Below are 16,382 nucleotides of genomic sequence, written 5' to 3'. Positions count from 1 at the left end.
AGTGCGATCGCATAGCCTTTTTCTACTATATACTGTTCACCATCATGAAGGGTAGCCATGGGAACATTGCGAAATCCACCATCAAGAACAAATACTAAGGTTTTAACTTGATTGGCTTCGAGCAACCCTTCCGCCGGTCGAATTAACCAGTCATAAACCTGTTTGGATAAAGCTAGACTGTCTTTAGAAATAAAACGTTTTTCTAGCTGTATACGCAAACTTTCTAAGGTTTGCTCAAGTTTAGCTTTAGGTAAAGCAGTGGTATAGTGAATAAATTCTCCTGATTTTGGTAATTTCACGATCACCGCTAACCGGTCATCGAGAATAATCGGATAGACTAATGCTGCACTCGGATCGATTTCCTGCTCGGCCAATTCCACAATGTCAGAAAGGTTACACCCCAGAAAATTCTCAATTTGGGCTAGCTGGAGAGAGTCAATTGCTTCGGTAGCTTGCTTGAGCTTGTTATCTGGGATCCGGTTATCTGGGATCCGTTTATTTGCGATCGGTTCAGCGGTTTGCTCGTCCTGCAAAAGTAAATCGACTAATTCTCGATAGACTTGCTCAACATTTTCCCGAAAGGAAAACTGCACATCTGAACTGAGAGCCAGTAAATCTTGGCGGATAGAATCTAGGGTTTTGACAGTGGCTTCGTAAGCAGTGATTGCTTCTTCAGTTTTTCCCAGAGCTTGATAAATTCGTCCTAACTGCCATTGCCATTGATAGGCAATGTCATCGGCTTGAATACCTTGAGCTAAGGTGAGGGCTTTTTCGGTAAATTCTTGAGCTTGATACCATTGCTGAGTTTGTTCATAGAGCTGACCCAGGGTACCGAGGGCATAGGATTCCGCTCGTTTATCGTCTAAAAGTTGAGCCTCTTGGAGAGCTTTGACTAAAGTATGGGCAATTTCGTAAGGCTGAAGGATAAAGGATGACCGCTGAAGATTGTCTTGATGGTTGTTCGATTTTAGATCATAGCTGATCAGGCTTTCCACAAAATTGATTTGAGCATAGATTGCGGTTCGACTAGCTGGTAATTTAGTAATCTCGCTGTTGAGTAATTCCTTGACTTGGTCATTAATTTGAGATTTCACGTCTTTGATATTTGGGCTTTGATTATCCTTATTATCTTCATGATTTAAATTTTCTAACCAATTGTGGTAATCAATGAGTAGACTTAATCGCTGTAGTTTTGGTTCAATGTCTAAGCTGGTTGAAGCTGATAATTTGCTTGACTCTTGAAGAGATTCTTGATAGTATTTTATAGCATGATTAACCTGAGCAATAACCTGTTGTTTAACTTTTTTTTGCTCAGTTATCAAGTTGGTTCTGGTGTATAATTGTTTATAGTGGTTGTACCAAGAACGTTCTGTATCCCCCAAACTCAGTAATGTCTCTCGTTTTTCTAGAGGAGGTTGAGCTACTTTCAAACTTGCCTTAAGCACTTGCTGAGAGTGGTTCAAATCCCCGAGGAGACGGAGAGTATTCCCAAGGCTACGTAAGCCAAGGATTTTAATCTGGGGATCAGGGGTTTGTTGAAAGGTTTGCAGCACCGTTTCAAACCGTTCTTGATTGGACAAATCGCAATTATTGTCCAGCTTTAAGGCTTGTAATAAGGTTTTACAGGTGCGACGGTAAAGTCCTAAGGCTTCCATCGCTTGGGCTTGATTAATTAGGGTACCTGTAATGCCAATGTCATCCTTTAATTGTTGATAAATCTCAGTAGCCAATTGCCAGGCTTCTAGAGCAGTGTCTGGTTGTCCTAAGGCTAATTCTAAACTACCTAAGGTGTTGAGAGCTTGGGCTTGGATTTGCTGGTAGTCTGGGGTATTGCTGAGATCTGCTCCTGTCTCTAACAGGCTGAGGCTAAATGCGATCACATCTTCCGCATCAAACCACTGTTGCAGTTTCTGGTAAGCCAAGGACAGATAACTCAATGCCATCGCCTGATGTAGTATATCCCCTTGGGATTCATAGGCTTGTGCCGCTTGTTCCCAAGTGGTTGCTGCTTGATTAAACTGACCTTTGGTGTAGAATGCTCTGCCTTGTTCCACTAAATCTGACGCTGACCAATCTTGAGGAATTGGCTTAACAGTGCTGGGATAGGATAAGACCGGGAGGATGCCAATGGGGAGAACTAAATTTAGGAGAAAAAAAAGTAGGGCTTGGGTGCCAACTCGGGTCGCGCGAAGCATAGGGACGCTAAATCTAGGGTTTCTATTAAATTATCTCTTGAATAGAGTATGACGTTTCATAGTAAGGCTGAGGTATATCTAAATTTTTGTCATTTGAAACAGGCAAGATGCCTGTTCCACGCTGCATCCCTATTCCCTGCTCCCTAGCGCAAATAACAAGACCCAGGCACCTGGCGAAATCCATCCGGTGTTACGGTAGTGGGATAAGCGGTCAGAAAGATATTGCCATTAGCATCAATCATGATGCCTTGAGCTTCTATAATTCGTTTTGGCTTAGGGGTAGTGGGGGGCTGAACGGGGGGCTTCACCAATGCAGTCCGGGAGCGATACCGTCCACGGGGAGTGGGACGGCGTATATCTTCCCAATTGCTATTGCTGCTGATTTGACCTGGGCGAGGGGGTATGCCGCCACGTCCAGTATTGATCAGACTACTGCCAGTGCTATTACTCGGTTGACAACGCTGGTCAAATTGAGGCTGGGCTGGGTCCGTGGGTAAGCTGTTGGGCTCCCGCTCCAGGAAGTCATCGATGGTGTTGATGGTCACCACACCGTCTGTCTGACCAGAGGCATCTATATCATTGGTGCCATTGCCTGGGATAGCTTTGCGCTCTTCAATATCACCAAAAATGCTGAAGGCATTGATCCTGATATTACCCCCTTGACCCATTGGAGCATTAGCAATGATATCGCTACCATTATCACCAGTTGGGGGAAAAGCAATCAGAAATGGATTATTATCAATCGTGATGTTACCTCCGTTAGCTTCTAAAGCCTGTGCGGAGATCAGACTTTCGTTTTTGAGCTGTATTAAGTCTGATACGTTTAGTGTGATGTTCCCTCCTGATACTTGATTATTATTATTGGCAGTTTCAGCGAAAAGTTTTCCGTTGTTAAGCAACAGGGAATTAGCATTAATTCTTAGATCGCCTGCTACCCCTTTGTTACTGGTTACGGTGATTATCCCTTCATCTTCAACCTTGAGGGAATCACTATTGATGGTGATATCACCGGCTTGACCTGTCTCACTGGTTAGGGTTATTATCCCTTCATCTTCAACCTTGAGGGAATCACTATTGATGGTGATATCACCGGCTTGACCTGTCTGACTGCTTACGGTGATTATCCCTCCATCCTCAACCTTGAGGGAATTAGTATTGATGGTGATCGTACCAGCTTGAGCTGTCTGACTGCTTACGTTTATTTCTCCTCTATCCGCCACTTTCAAGGAATCAGTCTCGATGCTGATTTCACCAGCTACACCACTGAAATTGCCTGAGCTGCTAGACACTAAACCACTAGCAAGGTCACTATTAGTGGGACTAACTCCAGATATAGTAATCTGATCAGTAGCATTGACTGTAATGGTGCCAGCATCTGCTGCACGATCAGGTAAGGATTCCGGAGATACACCAAGATTTAGTTGGCCCAGTAAGAAGTGACTAGTAATGCTTTCACGGGATAAGGCTTCGTCATAGACTGCGACTTCATCAATCACACCATTGAAGGGTTGGTTGAATCCTCCGTTACCCCTCGTCCAATTCCCGATCAAGACACGGGGGTTTTGACTTTCAAAAGCACCTTGGTTGTTACTGATCACTTCCCGACCATCCACAAAAATGGTGTTGGTGTTGGAGTCTTGGTCATAAGTAGCTACAATGTGATACCAAGTATTTGGTTCAATGATGTTCCCTGGTGTTTCCAAGTCATCGGGAAAGTCACCAAAACGGACAGACCCGTTACTGGTCACTCGGAAATATAGACTGTCACCGTCACCATCGTTTCGGTTATTGCTTGGATGTATCCCAACATAGGATTGCTCTTTTAGTTCGTCTGGCTTGACCCAGGCTTCTACGGTGAAGGCTTTATTGCTGATATCTAATTCCGACCCTGGTGCAATAATACCAACATCCACAGCATCATTGTTGCCATCAAATTCTCCTGCTGTGCCTGATATTCCTGGAACTCCCTGAGTTACACCATTCCTGTAAGTACCATTGAAGCCATTGCCAGAACTGTCAACAGCCGTTATCGAAGTAGTTTCGTCTAAACGCCAGTAGGCTACTGGCTGATCTCGTTGCACAATATTCTGATAGGACTCAGAAGTTAGAGCTGCTTGACTTACACCGAAGGTTCCTGCTTCCACCCGCCCACCATTAATAAGAGATAGGGAGGAAGTAGTGATATTAATATCTCCTCCATTACCAGTAGCTCCCTCTTCTACACGGGTCTGAATGACTGCATTATCAACAGTTACTGTATTGCTACCGGTTAAGTTTATATTTCCACCTTTCCCATTGCCGCTGGTGCCAGCACCTAGCCTCGCACCATCAGTCACTTCAATGGAGTTAGATTCAATTATAATTGAACCACCGTTGCCCTCTATTGTCCTAGGTCCTACACCAGTCAATATCCGACTAGGTTTGTCATTCATGCCCACGCCGTCTATTAAAACCTGGTCACGAACCTTAATGATCACATCACCACCATTCCCCTCGCCTGCAGTACCAGATGCTAACCTGGCACCTCCAGTAATCGCCAAGGAACCTTCTTCAACTGTGATCTTGATCTGGCCACCATCCTTCTTGCCATCCGAGAGAACATCACTAACTATGCCACTATTTGTATTTGCTCCAATCAACTCGCTGAATCCGTCAACTAAAACGCGATCGCGAGCTATTATTTCCACATCACCCCCTTTTCCTTGGCCACGGGTGTTGGAAATTACCACAGCACCGTTGGTAAAGGAAACTGACCCAGCTTCAATAAATACGTTGCCACCGTCACCCTCTGCTTCAGGTCTAACTCGACTGAAGATAATACTTGAAAATGTATCCCCGTCTTCATTCCTAGCAGCGCCATCAAAGATAACTTGATCCTCAGCAATAATTGATATGTTGCCAGCATTTCCTATGTCATTGATTTCAGTACTTACTTGACCGCCATTGGTCACAAAAACTGACTTTCCCTCTATGGTAATTGCACCACCCTCACCTTCAGCTTTTGATTGGTTGCTAGACTCTCGATCCGGACCGACCCGAGAGCGCAAACCGCTCGATATATTCCCATTACTTGCTATCCCGTCAATGGTAACTGTATTGCGAGCTTTGATAGTTATCTCGCCTGCATCTCCTTTTCCCAGGGTGTCAGCTACGACTCTAGCACCATTTTTGATAGTCACTGATTTGGCATCAATCGATATATCTCCTGCGTTGCCGATTGCGTCAGCCTCCACTTCGGTCCGAATCGAGTTAATGTTCTTGTCCAGGATAACTTGATCTTTAGCAGTAATTGTTATATCACCACCATTTCTCTCTCCTTCATCCCGTGCTCTGATCCTCGACTCCAAGGAACCATTCTGATTAATGAACAAAGAGCCTGTGGTAATGGAAATACCACCACTATTACCGGTAGCGTTTCTTTCTATGTTGTTGAAAATGCCAGCATTCCTACCCCTTGTTGCTTGCCCTTCTAAGATAACTGTGTCATCAGCAACAATAGTTATCTGGCCAGCATCACCTGTGCCATTGGTGTTGGCTTGGATTTGACCGCTCTGGGTCAGGGAGAGAGAGCCAGTGCGAATGGTGATGTTACCACCGTTCCCGACCGCGTCTTGCCTAACGAATTCTCCGACGTTACTCCTAATCCTACTAAATCGATTTCCTGTTCTTCCAGACACCGTTACGCTATCACTAGCTTCGATTTCAATATTGCCCCCAGTGCCTTTACCGTTGAGATCAGCACTGAGTCTAGCACCATCAAGGATTGATAAGGATTCGGTTTTAATAGTTATCGTACCCCCCTGGCCGGTTGCCCCACGCTCAACATTAACTCTGGCTTCACTGGAGGCTTCATTTTCATTGCCTCGGCTATTCTTTGCCCTCGGTGCCCCTTCAAATATCACTTGACGAGCCTCGATGTTGATATTACCTGCGCTCCCTTCACCCCGGAGGCTAGCATCAAGGACAGCGCTTTCTGTTACTGAGACAGAATCCCCTTTGATGGTAATATCCCCACTTTTGCCTATGCCTCCGTTGTCCAGACGAGATACTAGTTCAGTGCCGTTGTTATTGGCTTCAGTGCCGTTTCTGCCATCGATGGAAACTGCCCCACTGGCGGTAATCGTGATATCTCCGGCATCGGCTTGACTGTTGCTGTTAGTTCGGATCCTAGCTCCTCGGCGGGCGGTGAAAGAACCGGTTTCAATGGTAATATCTCCAGCTTGGCCAGCATTGGAGGTACTGGTGATTATGTCACTATTGTCAAGGGTGATGTCATCAAACGTAATTAATTTAATCTGACCAGCATTACCGGTAGCGCTAGAGGTATTAATGCGATCGCTTATTTCAATCCCGCCTCGATAATCGATAATCACATCACCACTATTTCCGACAAACCCACCGAAATCGTCATCAGTGCGGAGTGTGCCAATCTCCAGCTTGTTACTAGGATTAGATCCGTTCGGTTGATACTGATTGGTTAAGAATACTAGTCCATTTGGTGCTTGAATCGAGATGTCACCAATCGTAATATCTGCACTAGTAGCAGCAGTCCCAAAGTTAGACCCTAAGTTTCCAGTATCGCTATTTCCTGGAAAACCGCCGAGTAATGACCAATCTATGCCAGCACGAATATCTAAGGTAGGTTGACTACTGCCATCAATTACGATAGAGGTTCCGGCTTGGTCAGACAAAGTAACATTAGCCAGACTAGCCAAGAACGGATTGGAATTATTAGGGCTAATGGCATTATCAGCGGTATCGGTAGAGTTAATCTCCAGGTCTCCAACGGTAACACTCCCTCCAGCCAAAATATGTAGTGAGGCTCCGGTATAGTTTCCTAAACTGACATCTCCATTGGCCAGAATAATGGGATCATGGGGACTGAGTAAATTTCCGGGTAACCCATCCAACTGCTCAATACTGAAACTTCCGCCAGCGGTATAGTGAGCATCCCCGGCTACAGGATTATGGGAACGCAACCGTAAATCAGCACCAGCGAATAAACCACTATCGGTATGGTTATGGGCAGCAATATTAATTGACTGATTCCCCTGAATTAGCAGTAAACCTCCGGCATTGGCGATAAAGGGTTGCGCTATACTATCCCTGATGCTAACCGTATCTTCTCCAAACAGAGTCAAATCCCTACCAGCCTCCAGTTGACCCTGTAAATCCAGATTGCCAGCAGCTAGAGTTAAATCTTGTCCTACTGCTAAATTCCCAGCATTTTGAATTCTTGTCCTGGGGTCATATTTGCCATACTGCAATCCTGGGGTTATATTAATTGTTAACAGTGGCGGGGCTTCTGGGGATGTGGCACTAAACTCCTGGCCATCAGCAAAGACCAGGCTATTGGCAGTAGAAGCGAAAAAGGAACCAGCTACATCTAATCTGGCATTGTGTCCAAACACAATGCCATTGGGATTGAGCAAAAACAGATTCGCTGACCCATCTACTCCCAAGGTGCCTAGAATATTGGAGATATTACTTCCAGTTACCCGGCTTAGAATATTCTCGATTCCAGAAGGATTAGCAAAATAAACCCGTTGTAGTTCCCCGACATTAAATTCTTTAAAACTGTGGAATAGGTTAGAACCACGTTTAGCGCCACCTTCGATCACATCCCCGATTTCCCCTCGGACAGTGGTATTAGGTATAACCACAGACCCTTCTGAACCCAAGGTTCCATCTGGAACAATATCGGCTAAGGCATAGTTTCCCGACATGGTTAAGGTCACCCCACCCAGGGCAATCGCCATTGCCCTGGCCCAACCTGCGGTGAGGGTGATCACTGGTTTTGCTGCACCCATATTCAGTTTCAAGTTATTGCTTGAAATAGCTTCGGGATCATTATACCAGTTATTGGTACTTTTTAATTTCGGGAGTCGGGAATCGGGAGTCGGGAGTCGGGAATCGGGAGTCGGGAGTCGGGAGCGGTGCGACCCGTGGCGAATTTAATTCGACGACTGTAAGCGCACCGAGGGAGTCGGGAGTCGGGGGAGAAAGATTTTGTCTGGATATCGTAAGTTTGGGCAATTATCGGGATTTGATNGCGTCAAGTTTGGCTCTTCCGTACTTGTTATGCTAAATTAACACTTTGCCAAAGGGACTGAGGCCGTAGGCCACGCGGGGCGCGTTCGGAGCAGGGACTTCGGAGCAGGAGGAAGAGGCAGCTATATTGGAAAAATTTATGGTTAAATAGCCTCATAACCCTTACACAGTAAGCTTTTCGGGGGGGGTAAACTATAAATTTAGCATAGTAGGTACTGAAGAACCTCAAGTTTTTAGGGGCAAGATGAGTCAAGAAATTTACCGCGATTGGCGCAGTCGTTTGACTCCAATGGTTTGGCTCGAATTAGGGTTATGTTGCGATCGCAACAGAAGTCTTTACACTTACCAGAGCCGATCCGGATCAGTATGCTAATCTGGTAAACGGTGACTACATTAAAACTTCCGATACCCAGAAGCCAGAAGATTTTGACGAAACTTTCATTGATGAAGAGGCGAGTTCAAGTTAAACCCAATTCTAAACATCAAAAGATAGAAGACTCAGACGATGGGACACTCAAGGTGCATTTGAAGTCACCACCTGTAGATGGCAAGGCCAATCAGGAGTTAATTGAGTTGCTGGCTCAAAGGTTTAAAGTACCAAAGTCTCGTATCCAAATTAAGTCAGGTTTATCCTCAAGGAATAAATTGATTGAAATCAACACCAATGCCTAGCTAGCTGCAATAGGTCACCCATGACCAATACCGTCAGGATTAGCCCAAATGTAACTTAAATCCCTGGAATTGGAGGATTTAGCCGAAAATACAACCATCCAAAATCCAAAAATCCCAGTTGATAGCCTTCGTGCTAAGCACGGAGCTAGAGTCCAAACAGAGCCAGACTGACAAGCAATCGGATATGCTTAGTTTTGGTGTATTAGTATCTTATCGAAACAACACAAGTGTCAATCTCTTCATCTACTGCCCCACAAGTCAGCACACTTCAGAAAACTGTAGTTACTATCGTTATCGCCATGTCCCCTGTGGGAGTAATCGCTGCGATAGTAGTTATGTTCCTTGAGAAACTGAACGTCCAGCCTCTCGATATTGGTCTTTTTCTCGGGATGTACATCCTGAATTTCATCGGGATTACCGTCGGGTATCACAGGCTTTTTAGCCATCGTGCCTTTCATACTGGACCCTTTATAAGGGCATTCTTAGCCATTGCTGGATGTATGGCAGCTCAAGGACCAGTCACTAGCTGGGTTCACCATCATCGCTGCCATCATATTTACTCTGACCAAGACGGAGACACTCACTCACCCCATCTTCACCAGGGAGGATTTTGGGGATTTATCCAAGGGTTTTGGCATTCCCATATTGCTTGGATTGTGAATGTGGATTGGCAGCCTCCCTATAAGTATGCTCCTGACCTAATCAAGGACAAGCTGATCCGAAGAATAGACAACCTCTACGTCTTTTGGGTATTGCTGTCCCTGTTAATTCCTGGTTTCCTGGGTGGAGTCTTGACTGGTTCTGTCTCAGGAGTCTTAGGTGGTTTAATCTGGGGCGGAGCATTTCGGATTTTTCTGGTTCGTCAAATCACCTTTTGTGTCAACTCAGTTTGCCACCTGTGGGGAAACGAGCTGTTTACTACCTCTGATATGAGCAAGAACAATCCTATCGTCGCCATCTTGACCCTTGGTGAAGGGTGGCACAATAATCACCATGCTTTTCCCAACTCAGCAAGATTTGGACATTATTGGTGGCAACTTGACCTGGGTTGGTTCTTCATCCTGCTGCTTCAGCGCTTAGGACTGGCCTGGAATGTCAAATTACCATCCTCAGACCAACTGCAACCTAGAAACATCTAATCCCAGGATTAAGAATTTCAGGTGAACTACCTTTCGCTGCGCACGCCCCTCGCGAGGGGCTTTCTAATTCACGGGGTACTGTCTTGTAGACACTTGATAGATAATCTCTCTAGATGTTCCCTCCCCCTGTTAAACTAGAAAAGGCTATGTTGCTCAAAGCTAAGGTTTTAAAGCCTTGGAATTCAAGACCAAGCTGCGCTATGGTCGTGGCTAGGATGTCAAATCCAGGAGAAAAACATTCGTGCTAACACTGGGCGTAAATATCGACCATATTGCCACAATTCGTCAGGCACGGCGCACTGTAGAACCTGACCCAGTGGCAGCAGCGGTGTTGGCAGAGCTTGCTGGTGCGGATGGCATCACCGCACATCTAAGAGAGGATCGACGTCACATTCAAAATAGGGACATTGCTCTGTTAAGACAAACGGTGCGAACTCATCTGAATTTGGAAATGGCACCTACCGATGAAATGGTAGCGATCGCTCTAGATGTCAAACCCGATTACGTTACCCTCGTACCAGAAAAACGAGAAGAAGTGACTACCGAGGGAGGGCTAGATGTAGCAGGGCAAATGCCTCGCCTTACTGAGGTTGTAGCCCAGTTACAGAACACTGGCATTCCCGTTAGCTTATTTATAGACGCTGATCCCGCCCAAATCGATGCTTCTGCTAAAACAAAAGCTAAATTTATTGAGCTCCACACGGGGAGTTATGCAGAAGCTACTGATGAAGTCAGTCAGGCTAAAGAATTAAAAGTTTTGGCCTCCGGATGCCAACAAGCGATTGCTGCTGGCTTACGAGTCAATGCTGGTCATGGTCTTACCTACTGGAATGTTTACCCGGTTGCTTGTATCGAAGGTATGGAAGAACTCAATATTGGTCATAGCATCATTGCTCGGGCATCTCTGGTGGGTATAGAACGGGCGGTCAGAGAAATGAAACAAGCGATGCAAGGTAAATTTTGAGCTTTCCTCAGTAACTGAAACTATGCAAACTTACTACTACGTTTTAGCCAGTCAACAATTCCTTGAAGAAGAACCATTGGAGGAAGTACTTCGGGAACGTACCAGGCACTACCATGAACAGGAAAAAGAAATAGACTTTTGGTTAGTCAACCAGCCAGCATTCTTGGAAAGTTCCCAAATGTCCCAGGTCAAGCAGGAATGTCCGCAACCAGCAACGGCGATAATTTCTACTAATCCTAAGTTCATCACCTGGTTAAAGCTGCGCCTAGAATTTGTCAAAACTGGTGAATTTCAGGCACCATCAGATAGTATACCTGACCCTCTAGCGTCTCTGGCATCAGTTTGATGGTTAGTTTTTTGCTTCCAAGACAGTGGCTATGGGTCTACTTTCTAATCATCTATGACCAGGGAAACAATACAGTTTATTTTACAAATTTTATCGATAGCACTGGCTGCTTTAGCTGGTGTCTTTGATTCGGTTTATGCTCAACCAATAACTCCTCAATGCCAACCACCACAAAACGGTGAGTACATTTTGTTAGTGCTTAGCCGAACTAGGAAAAATCACGAACAAATTCAACGAATTTTACCCAACACTGCAAAAACTAATTTTTGTCAATATTTGGAAGACATAGTAACTCGCGTTGGGGGTTTCAGAGGGATTAACGATGCTAAAGATTGGGCACGCTATCTGGATCAGGTAGTTGGATACTCAGCTTTTGTAGTTCAATCTCCACCGTCAAGCCAGCCTAATACTATACAGACTGCTACTATACAAGGTTATACTCCTCAGGGATTGGGTGATGGTTATGCAGTTCTGGTGGACTACTTCAATCAACCAGAAGTGGCATCCCGACTAGAGCAACTACTGGGCGTCAATGTTGGCTTGGTTTCTTATGCTCAGCGACCTTACTTACTGACAGTACACACAACTAGTGAAACCCAAGCTAACTCAATCTTAAGGCGACTGAGCGCAGGGGGGTTTTGGGCAATGGTTGTTGATAGTCGCCGAGTTACCCTACTAAAACGTAAGGTGGTTCGCTTTTAACTAGTTCCGCTTGAACTAGTTAATGGCAAATTACTAATTAAAATTACTAATTAACATGATTAATAAGCCGTTGCTGCTATACAAGAAATAGCGATACCTAACACCAAACCAACAAGCACCTGAAAGGGTGTATGACCTAATAATTCCTTAAGGCGGTCTTCTTTCAACTCTTTGTCTTCGCTAAAAAACTGATCGATAATTTGGTTGAGAATTCGAGCTTGCTTACCGGCAGCTTGCCTGACACCAGCAGCATCATACATGACTATGATGGCAAACACTAAAGCGATCGCAAATTCTGGAGAAGCCCATCCCACCGTTTGTCCTACACCAAATGCTAAGGCAGTGACGAATGCTGAGTGAGAACTAGGCATTCCACCAGCAGTCACCAGTATCCGAAGATTAAGTTTGCGATTTTTGGTTAGATCAACCAAAAATTTAAATAGTTGAGCCACCAGACAAGCGATGAGCGCAACCAGCAACACCTGGTTGTTTAGGATGTCGCTAAAGTCCTGCATAATTATTTACTTTAAATTGGTCATTGGTCATCGGTAACTCAGCATTGGGGAAACGATTAAGGATGAAGGATCAAGTATGAAGTTATGAAGTATGTTCCCCCGATAGCGTCCCTTCTAGGGTATAATTAAGGATGAAGTATATTTGTTTTTGGTGTTCCTGTAGGCTAGGATTAAAGACTTCATCCTTTAACTTTCGTTGGCCTTACCCCAATACCAAGTACCTTAATGAGTGCGATTCACAATAAAGTCAGCGATCGCAATCAGGGGTTGAGCCTTTTCCCCAAAGGATTCAATTTGAGCTTTTGCCTCATTCACCAGCTCCTGGGCTTTGGCTTTTGATGCCTCTAGCCCCCATAGGCTAGGATAAGTAGCCTTTTGTGCTTTAATATCCTTACCTGCTGTTTTACCTAGTTCCTCCTGGGTAGCAGTTATATCTAGGATGTCATCGACAATTTGAAATGCTAAACCAATATTTTGGGCATATTTGGATAGCCTTTGTAAGTTAGCTGCCGTTGCCCCTGCCAATATTCCACCACAAACTACACAGGCTTCTAGCAAAGCACCAGTTTTATGAGTATGGATAAAGGAGAGGGTTTCTTCTTTAATATCCGACTTACCTTCTGATTCGAGATCAAGCACTTGACCCCCAACCAATCCCGATGCTCCGACTGCTTTAGCCAACCAAGCAACTACCTGCAAAACTTGGGGAGCTGGTACATTTTTAGTTTGAGCCGCCGCATATTCAAATGCATAAGCTAATAAACCATCACCTGCGAGGATGGCAATGTCCTCACCAAATACTTTGTGGTTAGTTAGTTTACCCCGACGGTAATCGTCATTGTCCATTGCTGGTAGGTCATCATGAATCAATGACATGGTATGGATCATTTCCAGAGCGCAGGAGGTTGGCATTGCCATCTCCACCGTGCCACCCATCAGCTCACAGGTAGCTAGGCACAGAATCGGGCGCAAGCGTTTACCTCCAGCCAACAGAGAATAGCGCATTGCCTCGTAAATTTTGTCCGGCTCCATTCGGGGCAGAGCCTGGTCTAAAGCTGACTCAATTAGAGCCTTTCGCTCTTTTAAGTAAGTTAGTAAGTCTAAACTTGGGGATTCCCTCTTGGGGGTAGGTCGCCCCTCCGTCGCTACCATGCCTTGATTCCTTGATTATCTGATTCCTCTAACAATTTTACGGGGCTGGGGGTCTTCTTGAAACTACCTTGTCTAATTCTCCTACTTCTCGTTTGATGAACAAAACTCTTTACTGATGCTAATTAGGATTGTCGAGTTTTGAAATTTATGAAATTTATCAGTAGCGCTAAACTAGAGTCTAACCCTCTCAAACCCAACATTTAATATGTTCGTAAAACTTACAACACAGATTTATAATAGTTTTATATTTTATAGCTTTCAGTCTTCTTAATTAGTTCTTTTGTTGACCATGCCTGCTGTGACATGAAATTATTTTAATCATAAACAACGGTTTGATTGATTGTTGTCAATCTTCACGAGAGCAAAACTGTTCAAGAATACCTCTTTGTATAACTAAGGATCGTATTATTTAGTAGCATAGCCACTGTCATCGGTCCGACGCCACCAGGGACAGGGGTAATATATCGGGCTATTTCCTGAACAGAGTCAAAGTGGACATCTCCCAGAAGACGAGATTTTTCTTGTTGATCACTAACGCGATTGATACCAACATCAATTACGACAGCACCTGGTTTTACCATGTCACTGGTAATCAGTTGAGGTCGTCCCACAGCTGCTACCAAAATATCAGCGCGACGTGTCAGCTCCCCCAGATCTTGGGTGCGCGAATGAGCAATTGTTACTGTAGCGTTGGCTTCTAGTAGCATCAGTGCTAGGGGTTTACCTACTAAAATACTACGTCCTACCACTACTGTCTTTTGACCAGACAAATTAATCTGGTACTCTTGCAACAGGCGCATTATCCCTGCTGGTGTACAGCTACGTAAACCAGGGTCTCCCCGCAGCAGACGACCTAGATTAACAGGGTGTAATCCATCAGCATCTTTATCCGGATGGATTTGGTGCAGTAATGAAACAGCATCTAGGTGGTCGGGTAAGGGCAGCTGGAGCAGAATTCCATCTACACGCTGATCTTGATTGAGCGAGTTAATGGTTTCCTCGAGTTCTGTTTGGGAGGTGTTACTGGGAAAATGACGACCAAATGAAGCAATGCCCACCTTAGCACAGGCACGTTCCTTATTACGAACATAGGCAGCGCTAGCAGGGTTGTCACCTACCATCAACACTGCTAATCCAGGAGGTCGTCCATGTTTCAACATCAGCTTCTGTGTCTGTTCTTGCAGCTGGGTCTGAATTTTTTTAGCTATGGTCTTACCATCGAGTATGTTCGTCATTGGTCAATTGGGTTAAACAGTGTAGACGGGTGTACAGATGCTGCCTACTTGGGTTAGAACATTGTAGATGCATGGAGCGACTTACCTTAGGCTGGGGAACGAACATTCAAGTTTCAACCTACTTCCTTTTTCACTCCTCCAAACAGAGTTCATTGGCAACTGACAACTGAAAACATCATAGGATTTCAATATGCCAACTAAGTATTGGTCAACTCTTTTACCGTTTTGGGTTTTACTTGTAGGAGCCGGGACTGTTGGCTGTAGTCCCTTAGCCCATAATGGCATTCATCAGCTTAATATTAGCTACCCTGGTGTAAAGGTCACAAAAATCGGTGAAATACCACAAAATCAGAATACTATCGATACAGTCTACCTTCGGGGTAAAGTTACTAATCAAGCACCACTTTTAGATGCGAATGCTTATGAACTCAAAGATGCAACTAGTACCATTTGGGTAGTCTCTCAGGGAACTTTGCCCAATATCGGTGATCAAGTCTTGATCCACGGTAAGGCTCAATTTCAAAGCATTCCCATTGCTGGACAAGATTTGGGTGAATTCTTTGTTCAAGAGCTTGAGCAGCTACAACGGCAAGTCTATCAACCCAAGTCCCCCTTACTTCCAAGACCCACAGATGAGCAGTAAGCAAGTTCAAGTAGCGATCGCTATTCTCTATCGGCAAGGTCAGTTTCTGATGCAGCTACGGGACAATATTCCTGGTATTCTTTACCCCGGTTTGTGGGGTTTATTTGGGGGGCACATAGAACCCGGAGAAACCCCGATCGAAGCTCTCAGGCGGGAATTGCTGGAAGAAATTAGCTATGCACTACCCTCAGCATCTTTGTTTGGCCATTATCCTGAACCCCATGTGTTACGTCATGTTTTTGCAGTACCCCTGACCGTGGAAGTCTCACAATTGGTCTTAGGGGAAGGCTGGGATATGGGGTTGTTGACTCCTGAGCAGATTCGCCAGGGGGAGTCTTATTCTGCCAAGGCTGGTCAGGTGCGACCCCTTGGTCCTGCTCATCAGCGTATTATACTGGATTTTCTGGAGAAGGGATCGAGCTTGGTATAAGCTACTTTAACAAAACTCGCGGAATTCCCCACCCTCTTCCAGGGTGTTGAAGTTACCGTAAGGATAGGGTCGCCTTTATGGTTAGTCGGCTATGCATAAAAGGGTTAAAACTTTTTGATTAAGGCTCCACTATCCTAAGGTTTCGTCTCTAGCATGGATAGCGAGACGAGGACTTGTTGCGAATCGTGTTAGAATAAAGTTGGTCGATGACCCGCCTGAGAGACTAAAAGGCTACCTTCAAGGTGTAAAAGTACTAGCTCCAGCTCAGGGAAGAGACTTGCCCCGGCTGGTTGGCCATAGTGCTGTAATTCCAAGGTAAGTCTGTCGCCAAAATATAC

General features: G+C 45.0%; 13 protein-coding genes. 7 read left to right on the top strand and 6 right to left on the bottom strand.

From position 1 onward, the window contains the following. The 3 genes from F6K38_RS05640 to F6K38_RS05630 all read right to left on the bottom strand — a co-directional run. A partial coding sequence (locus F6K38_RS05640) for a CHAT domain-containing protein (RefSeq protein WP_287356252.1) occupies positions 1-2,195 on the bottom strand: 2,195 nt, incomplete at its 3' end. Between the two features lie 143 nt (positions 2,196-2,338). Continuing rightward, positions 2,339-8,005 carry a two-partner secretion domain-containing protein gene (locus F6K38_RS05635; RefSeq protein ID WP_287356250.1) on the bottom strand — a complete coding sequence of 1,889 codons (5,667 nt, stop codon included), beginning with the start codon at positions 8,003-8,005 and terminating at the stop codon, positions 2,339-2,341. A 49-nt stretch (positions 8,006-8,054) separates the two neighbouring features. Continuing rightward, positions 8,055-8,231: a hypothetical protein gene (locus F6K38_RS05630; protein ID WP_154659807.1), complete on the bottom strand. Its 177-nt coding sequence runs from the start codon at positions 8,229-8,231 to the stop codon at positions 8,055-8,057. 459 nt (positions 8,232-8,690) lie between these two features. Between F6K38_RS05630 and F6K38_RS05625 the strand changes: the two genes are divergently transcribed. From F6K38_RS05625 to F6K38_RS05605, 5 genes are all read left to right on the top strand, one after another. Then, positions 8,691-8,918 carry a DUF167 domain-containing protein gene (locus tag F6K38_RS05625; RefSeq protein WP_008179952.1) on the top strand — a complete coding sequence of 76 codons (228 nt, stop codon included), beginning with the start codon at positions 8,691-8,693 and terminating at the stop codon, positions 8,916-8,918. A 227-nt stretch (positions 8,919-9,145) separates the two neighbouring features. Beyond that, a complete protein-coding gene (locus F6K38_RS05620) occupies positions 9,146-10,057 on the top strand; it encodes an acyl-CoA desaturase (RefSeq protein WP_131827221.1) in 912 nt (303 codons plus the stop codon). Positions 10,058-10,298: 241 nt separating this feature from the next. Further along, positions 10,299-11,021: a pyridoxine 5'-phosphate synthase gene (locus F6K38_RS05615; protein WP_008179955.1), complete on the top strand. Its 723-nt coding sequence runs from the start codon at positions 10,299-10,301 to the stop codon at positions 11,019-11,021. Between the two features lie 22 nt (positions 11,022-11,043). Next, on the top strand, positions 11,044-11,367 hold the full coding sequence (locus F6K38_RS05610) for an MgPME-cyclase complex family protein (RefSeq protein WP_008179959.1): 324 nt from the start codon (positions 11,044-11,046) through the stop codon (positions 11,365-11,367). 54 nt (positions 11,368-11,421) lie between these two features. After that, entirely contained in the window at positions 11,422-12,069 is a 648-nt protein-coding gene (locus F6K38_RS05605; RefSeq protein ID WP_008179960.1) for a hypothetical protein, read from the top strand. 59 nt (positions 12,070-12,128) lie between these two features. Here the strand turns inward: F6K38_RS05605 and F6K38_RS05600 are convergent, their stop codons facing one another. The 3 genes from F6K38_RS05600 to folD form a co-directional block, all read right to left on the bottom strand. Continuing rightward, the gene (locus F6K38_RS05600; protein WP_008179962.1) at positions 12,129-12,584 is read right to left on the bottom strand and encodes a divergent PAP2 family protein; all 456 of its coding nucleotides are present in this window, start codon (positions 12,582-12,584) and stop codon (positions 12,129-12,131) included. Positions 12,585-12,806: 222 nt separating this feature from the next. Beyond that, entirely contained in the window at positions 12,807-13,736 is a 930-nt protein-coding gene (gene crtE, locus F6K38_RS05595) for a geranylgeranyl diphosphate synthase CrtE (RefSeq protein WP_008179964.1), read from the bottom strand. Between the two features lie 371 nt (positions 13,737-14,107). Next, positions 14,108-14,971, bottom strand: a complete 864-nt coding sequence (gene folD / locus F6K38_RS05590) for a bifunctional methylenetetrahydrofolate dehydrogenase/methenyltetrahydrofolate cyclohydrolase FolD (RefSeq protein WP_008179967.1) — start codon at positions 14,969-14,971, stop codon at positions 14,108-14,110. Positions 14,972-15,161: 190 nt separating this feature from the next. Here folD and F6K38_RS05585 point away from each other — a divergent pair, with 190 nt between their 5' ends. Next, a complete protein-coding gene (locus tag F6K38_RS05585; protein WP_287356249.1) occupies positions 15,162-15,614 on the top strand; it encodes a hypothetical protein in 453 nt (150 codons plus the stop codon). Beyond that, a complete protein-coding gene (locus F6K38_RS05580; RefSeq protein WP_287356247.1) occupies positions 15,604-16,044 on the top strand; it encodes an NUDIX hydrolase in 441 nt (146 codons plus the stop codon). Before F6K38_RS05585 ends, F6K38_RS05580 begins: the two co-directional genes overlap by 11 nt. Positions 16,045-16,382 lie beyond the last annotated feature (338 nt).

Origin of the sequence: Moorena sp. SIO3B2 (genome assembly GCF_010692525.1) — a bacterium.
Taxonomy (GTDB): Bacteria; Cyanobacteriota; Cyanobacteriia; order Cyanobacteriales; family Coleofasciculaceae; genus Moorena; species Moorena producens.
The sequence above is the reverse complement of the archived record's forward strand: the minus strand, read 5'-3'. Positions and strand labels throughout refer to the sequence as shown.

Bases quoted from the DNA above. Each gene is read 5' to 3' on its own strand.
- F6K38_RS05580 (WP_287356247.1), top strand. From the start codon at position 15,604: ATGAGCAGTAAGCAAGTTCAAGTAGCGATCGCTATTCTCTATCGGCAA.
- F6K38_RS05585 (WP_287356249.1), top strand. From the start codon at position 15,162: ATGCCAACTAAGTATTGGTCAACTCTTTTACCGTTTTGGGTTTTACTT.
- F6K38_RS05635 (WP_287356250.1), bottom strand. From the start codon at position 8,005: ATGGGTGCAGCAAAACCAGTGATCACCCTCACCGCAGGTTGGGCCAGG.
- F6K38_RS05610 (WP_008179959.1), top strand. From the start codon at position 11,044: ATGCAAACTTACTACTACGTTTTAGCCAGTCAACAATTCCTTGAAGAA.
- crtE (WP_008179964.1), bottom strand. From the start codon at position 13,736: ATGGTAGCGACGGAGGGGCGACCTACCCCCAAGAGGGAATCCCCAAGT.
- F6K38_RS05600 (WP_008179962.1), bottom strand. From the start codon at position 12,584: ATGCAGGACTTTAGCGACATCCTAAACAACCAGGTGTTGCTGGTTGCG.
- F6K38_RS05625 (WP_008179952.1), top strand. From the start codon at position 8,691: ATGAAGAGGCGAGTTCAAGTTAAACCCAATTCTAAACATCAAAAGATA.
- folD (WP_008179967.1), bottom strand. From the start codon at position 14,971: ATGACGAACATACTCGATGGTAAGACCATAGCTAAAAAAATTCAGACC.
- F6K38_RS05605 (WP_008179960.1), top strand. From the start codon at position 11,422: ATGACCAGGGAAACAATACAGTTTATTTTACAAATTTTATCGATAGCA.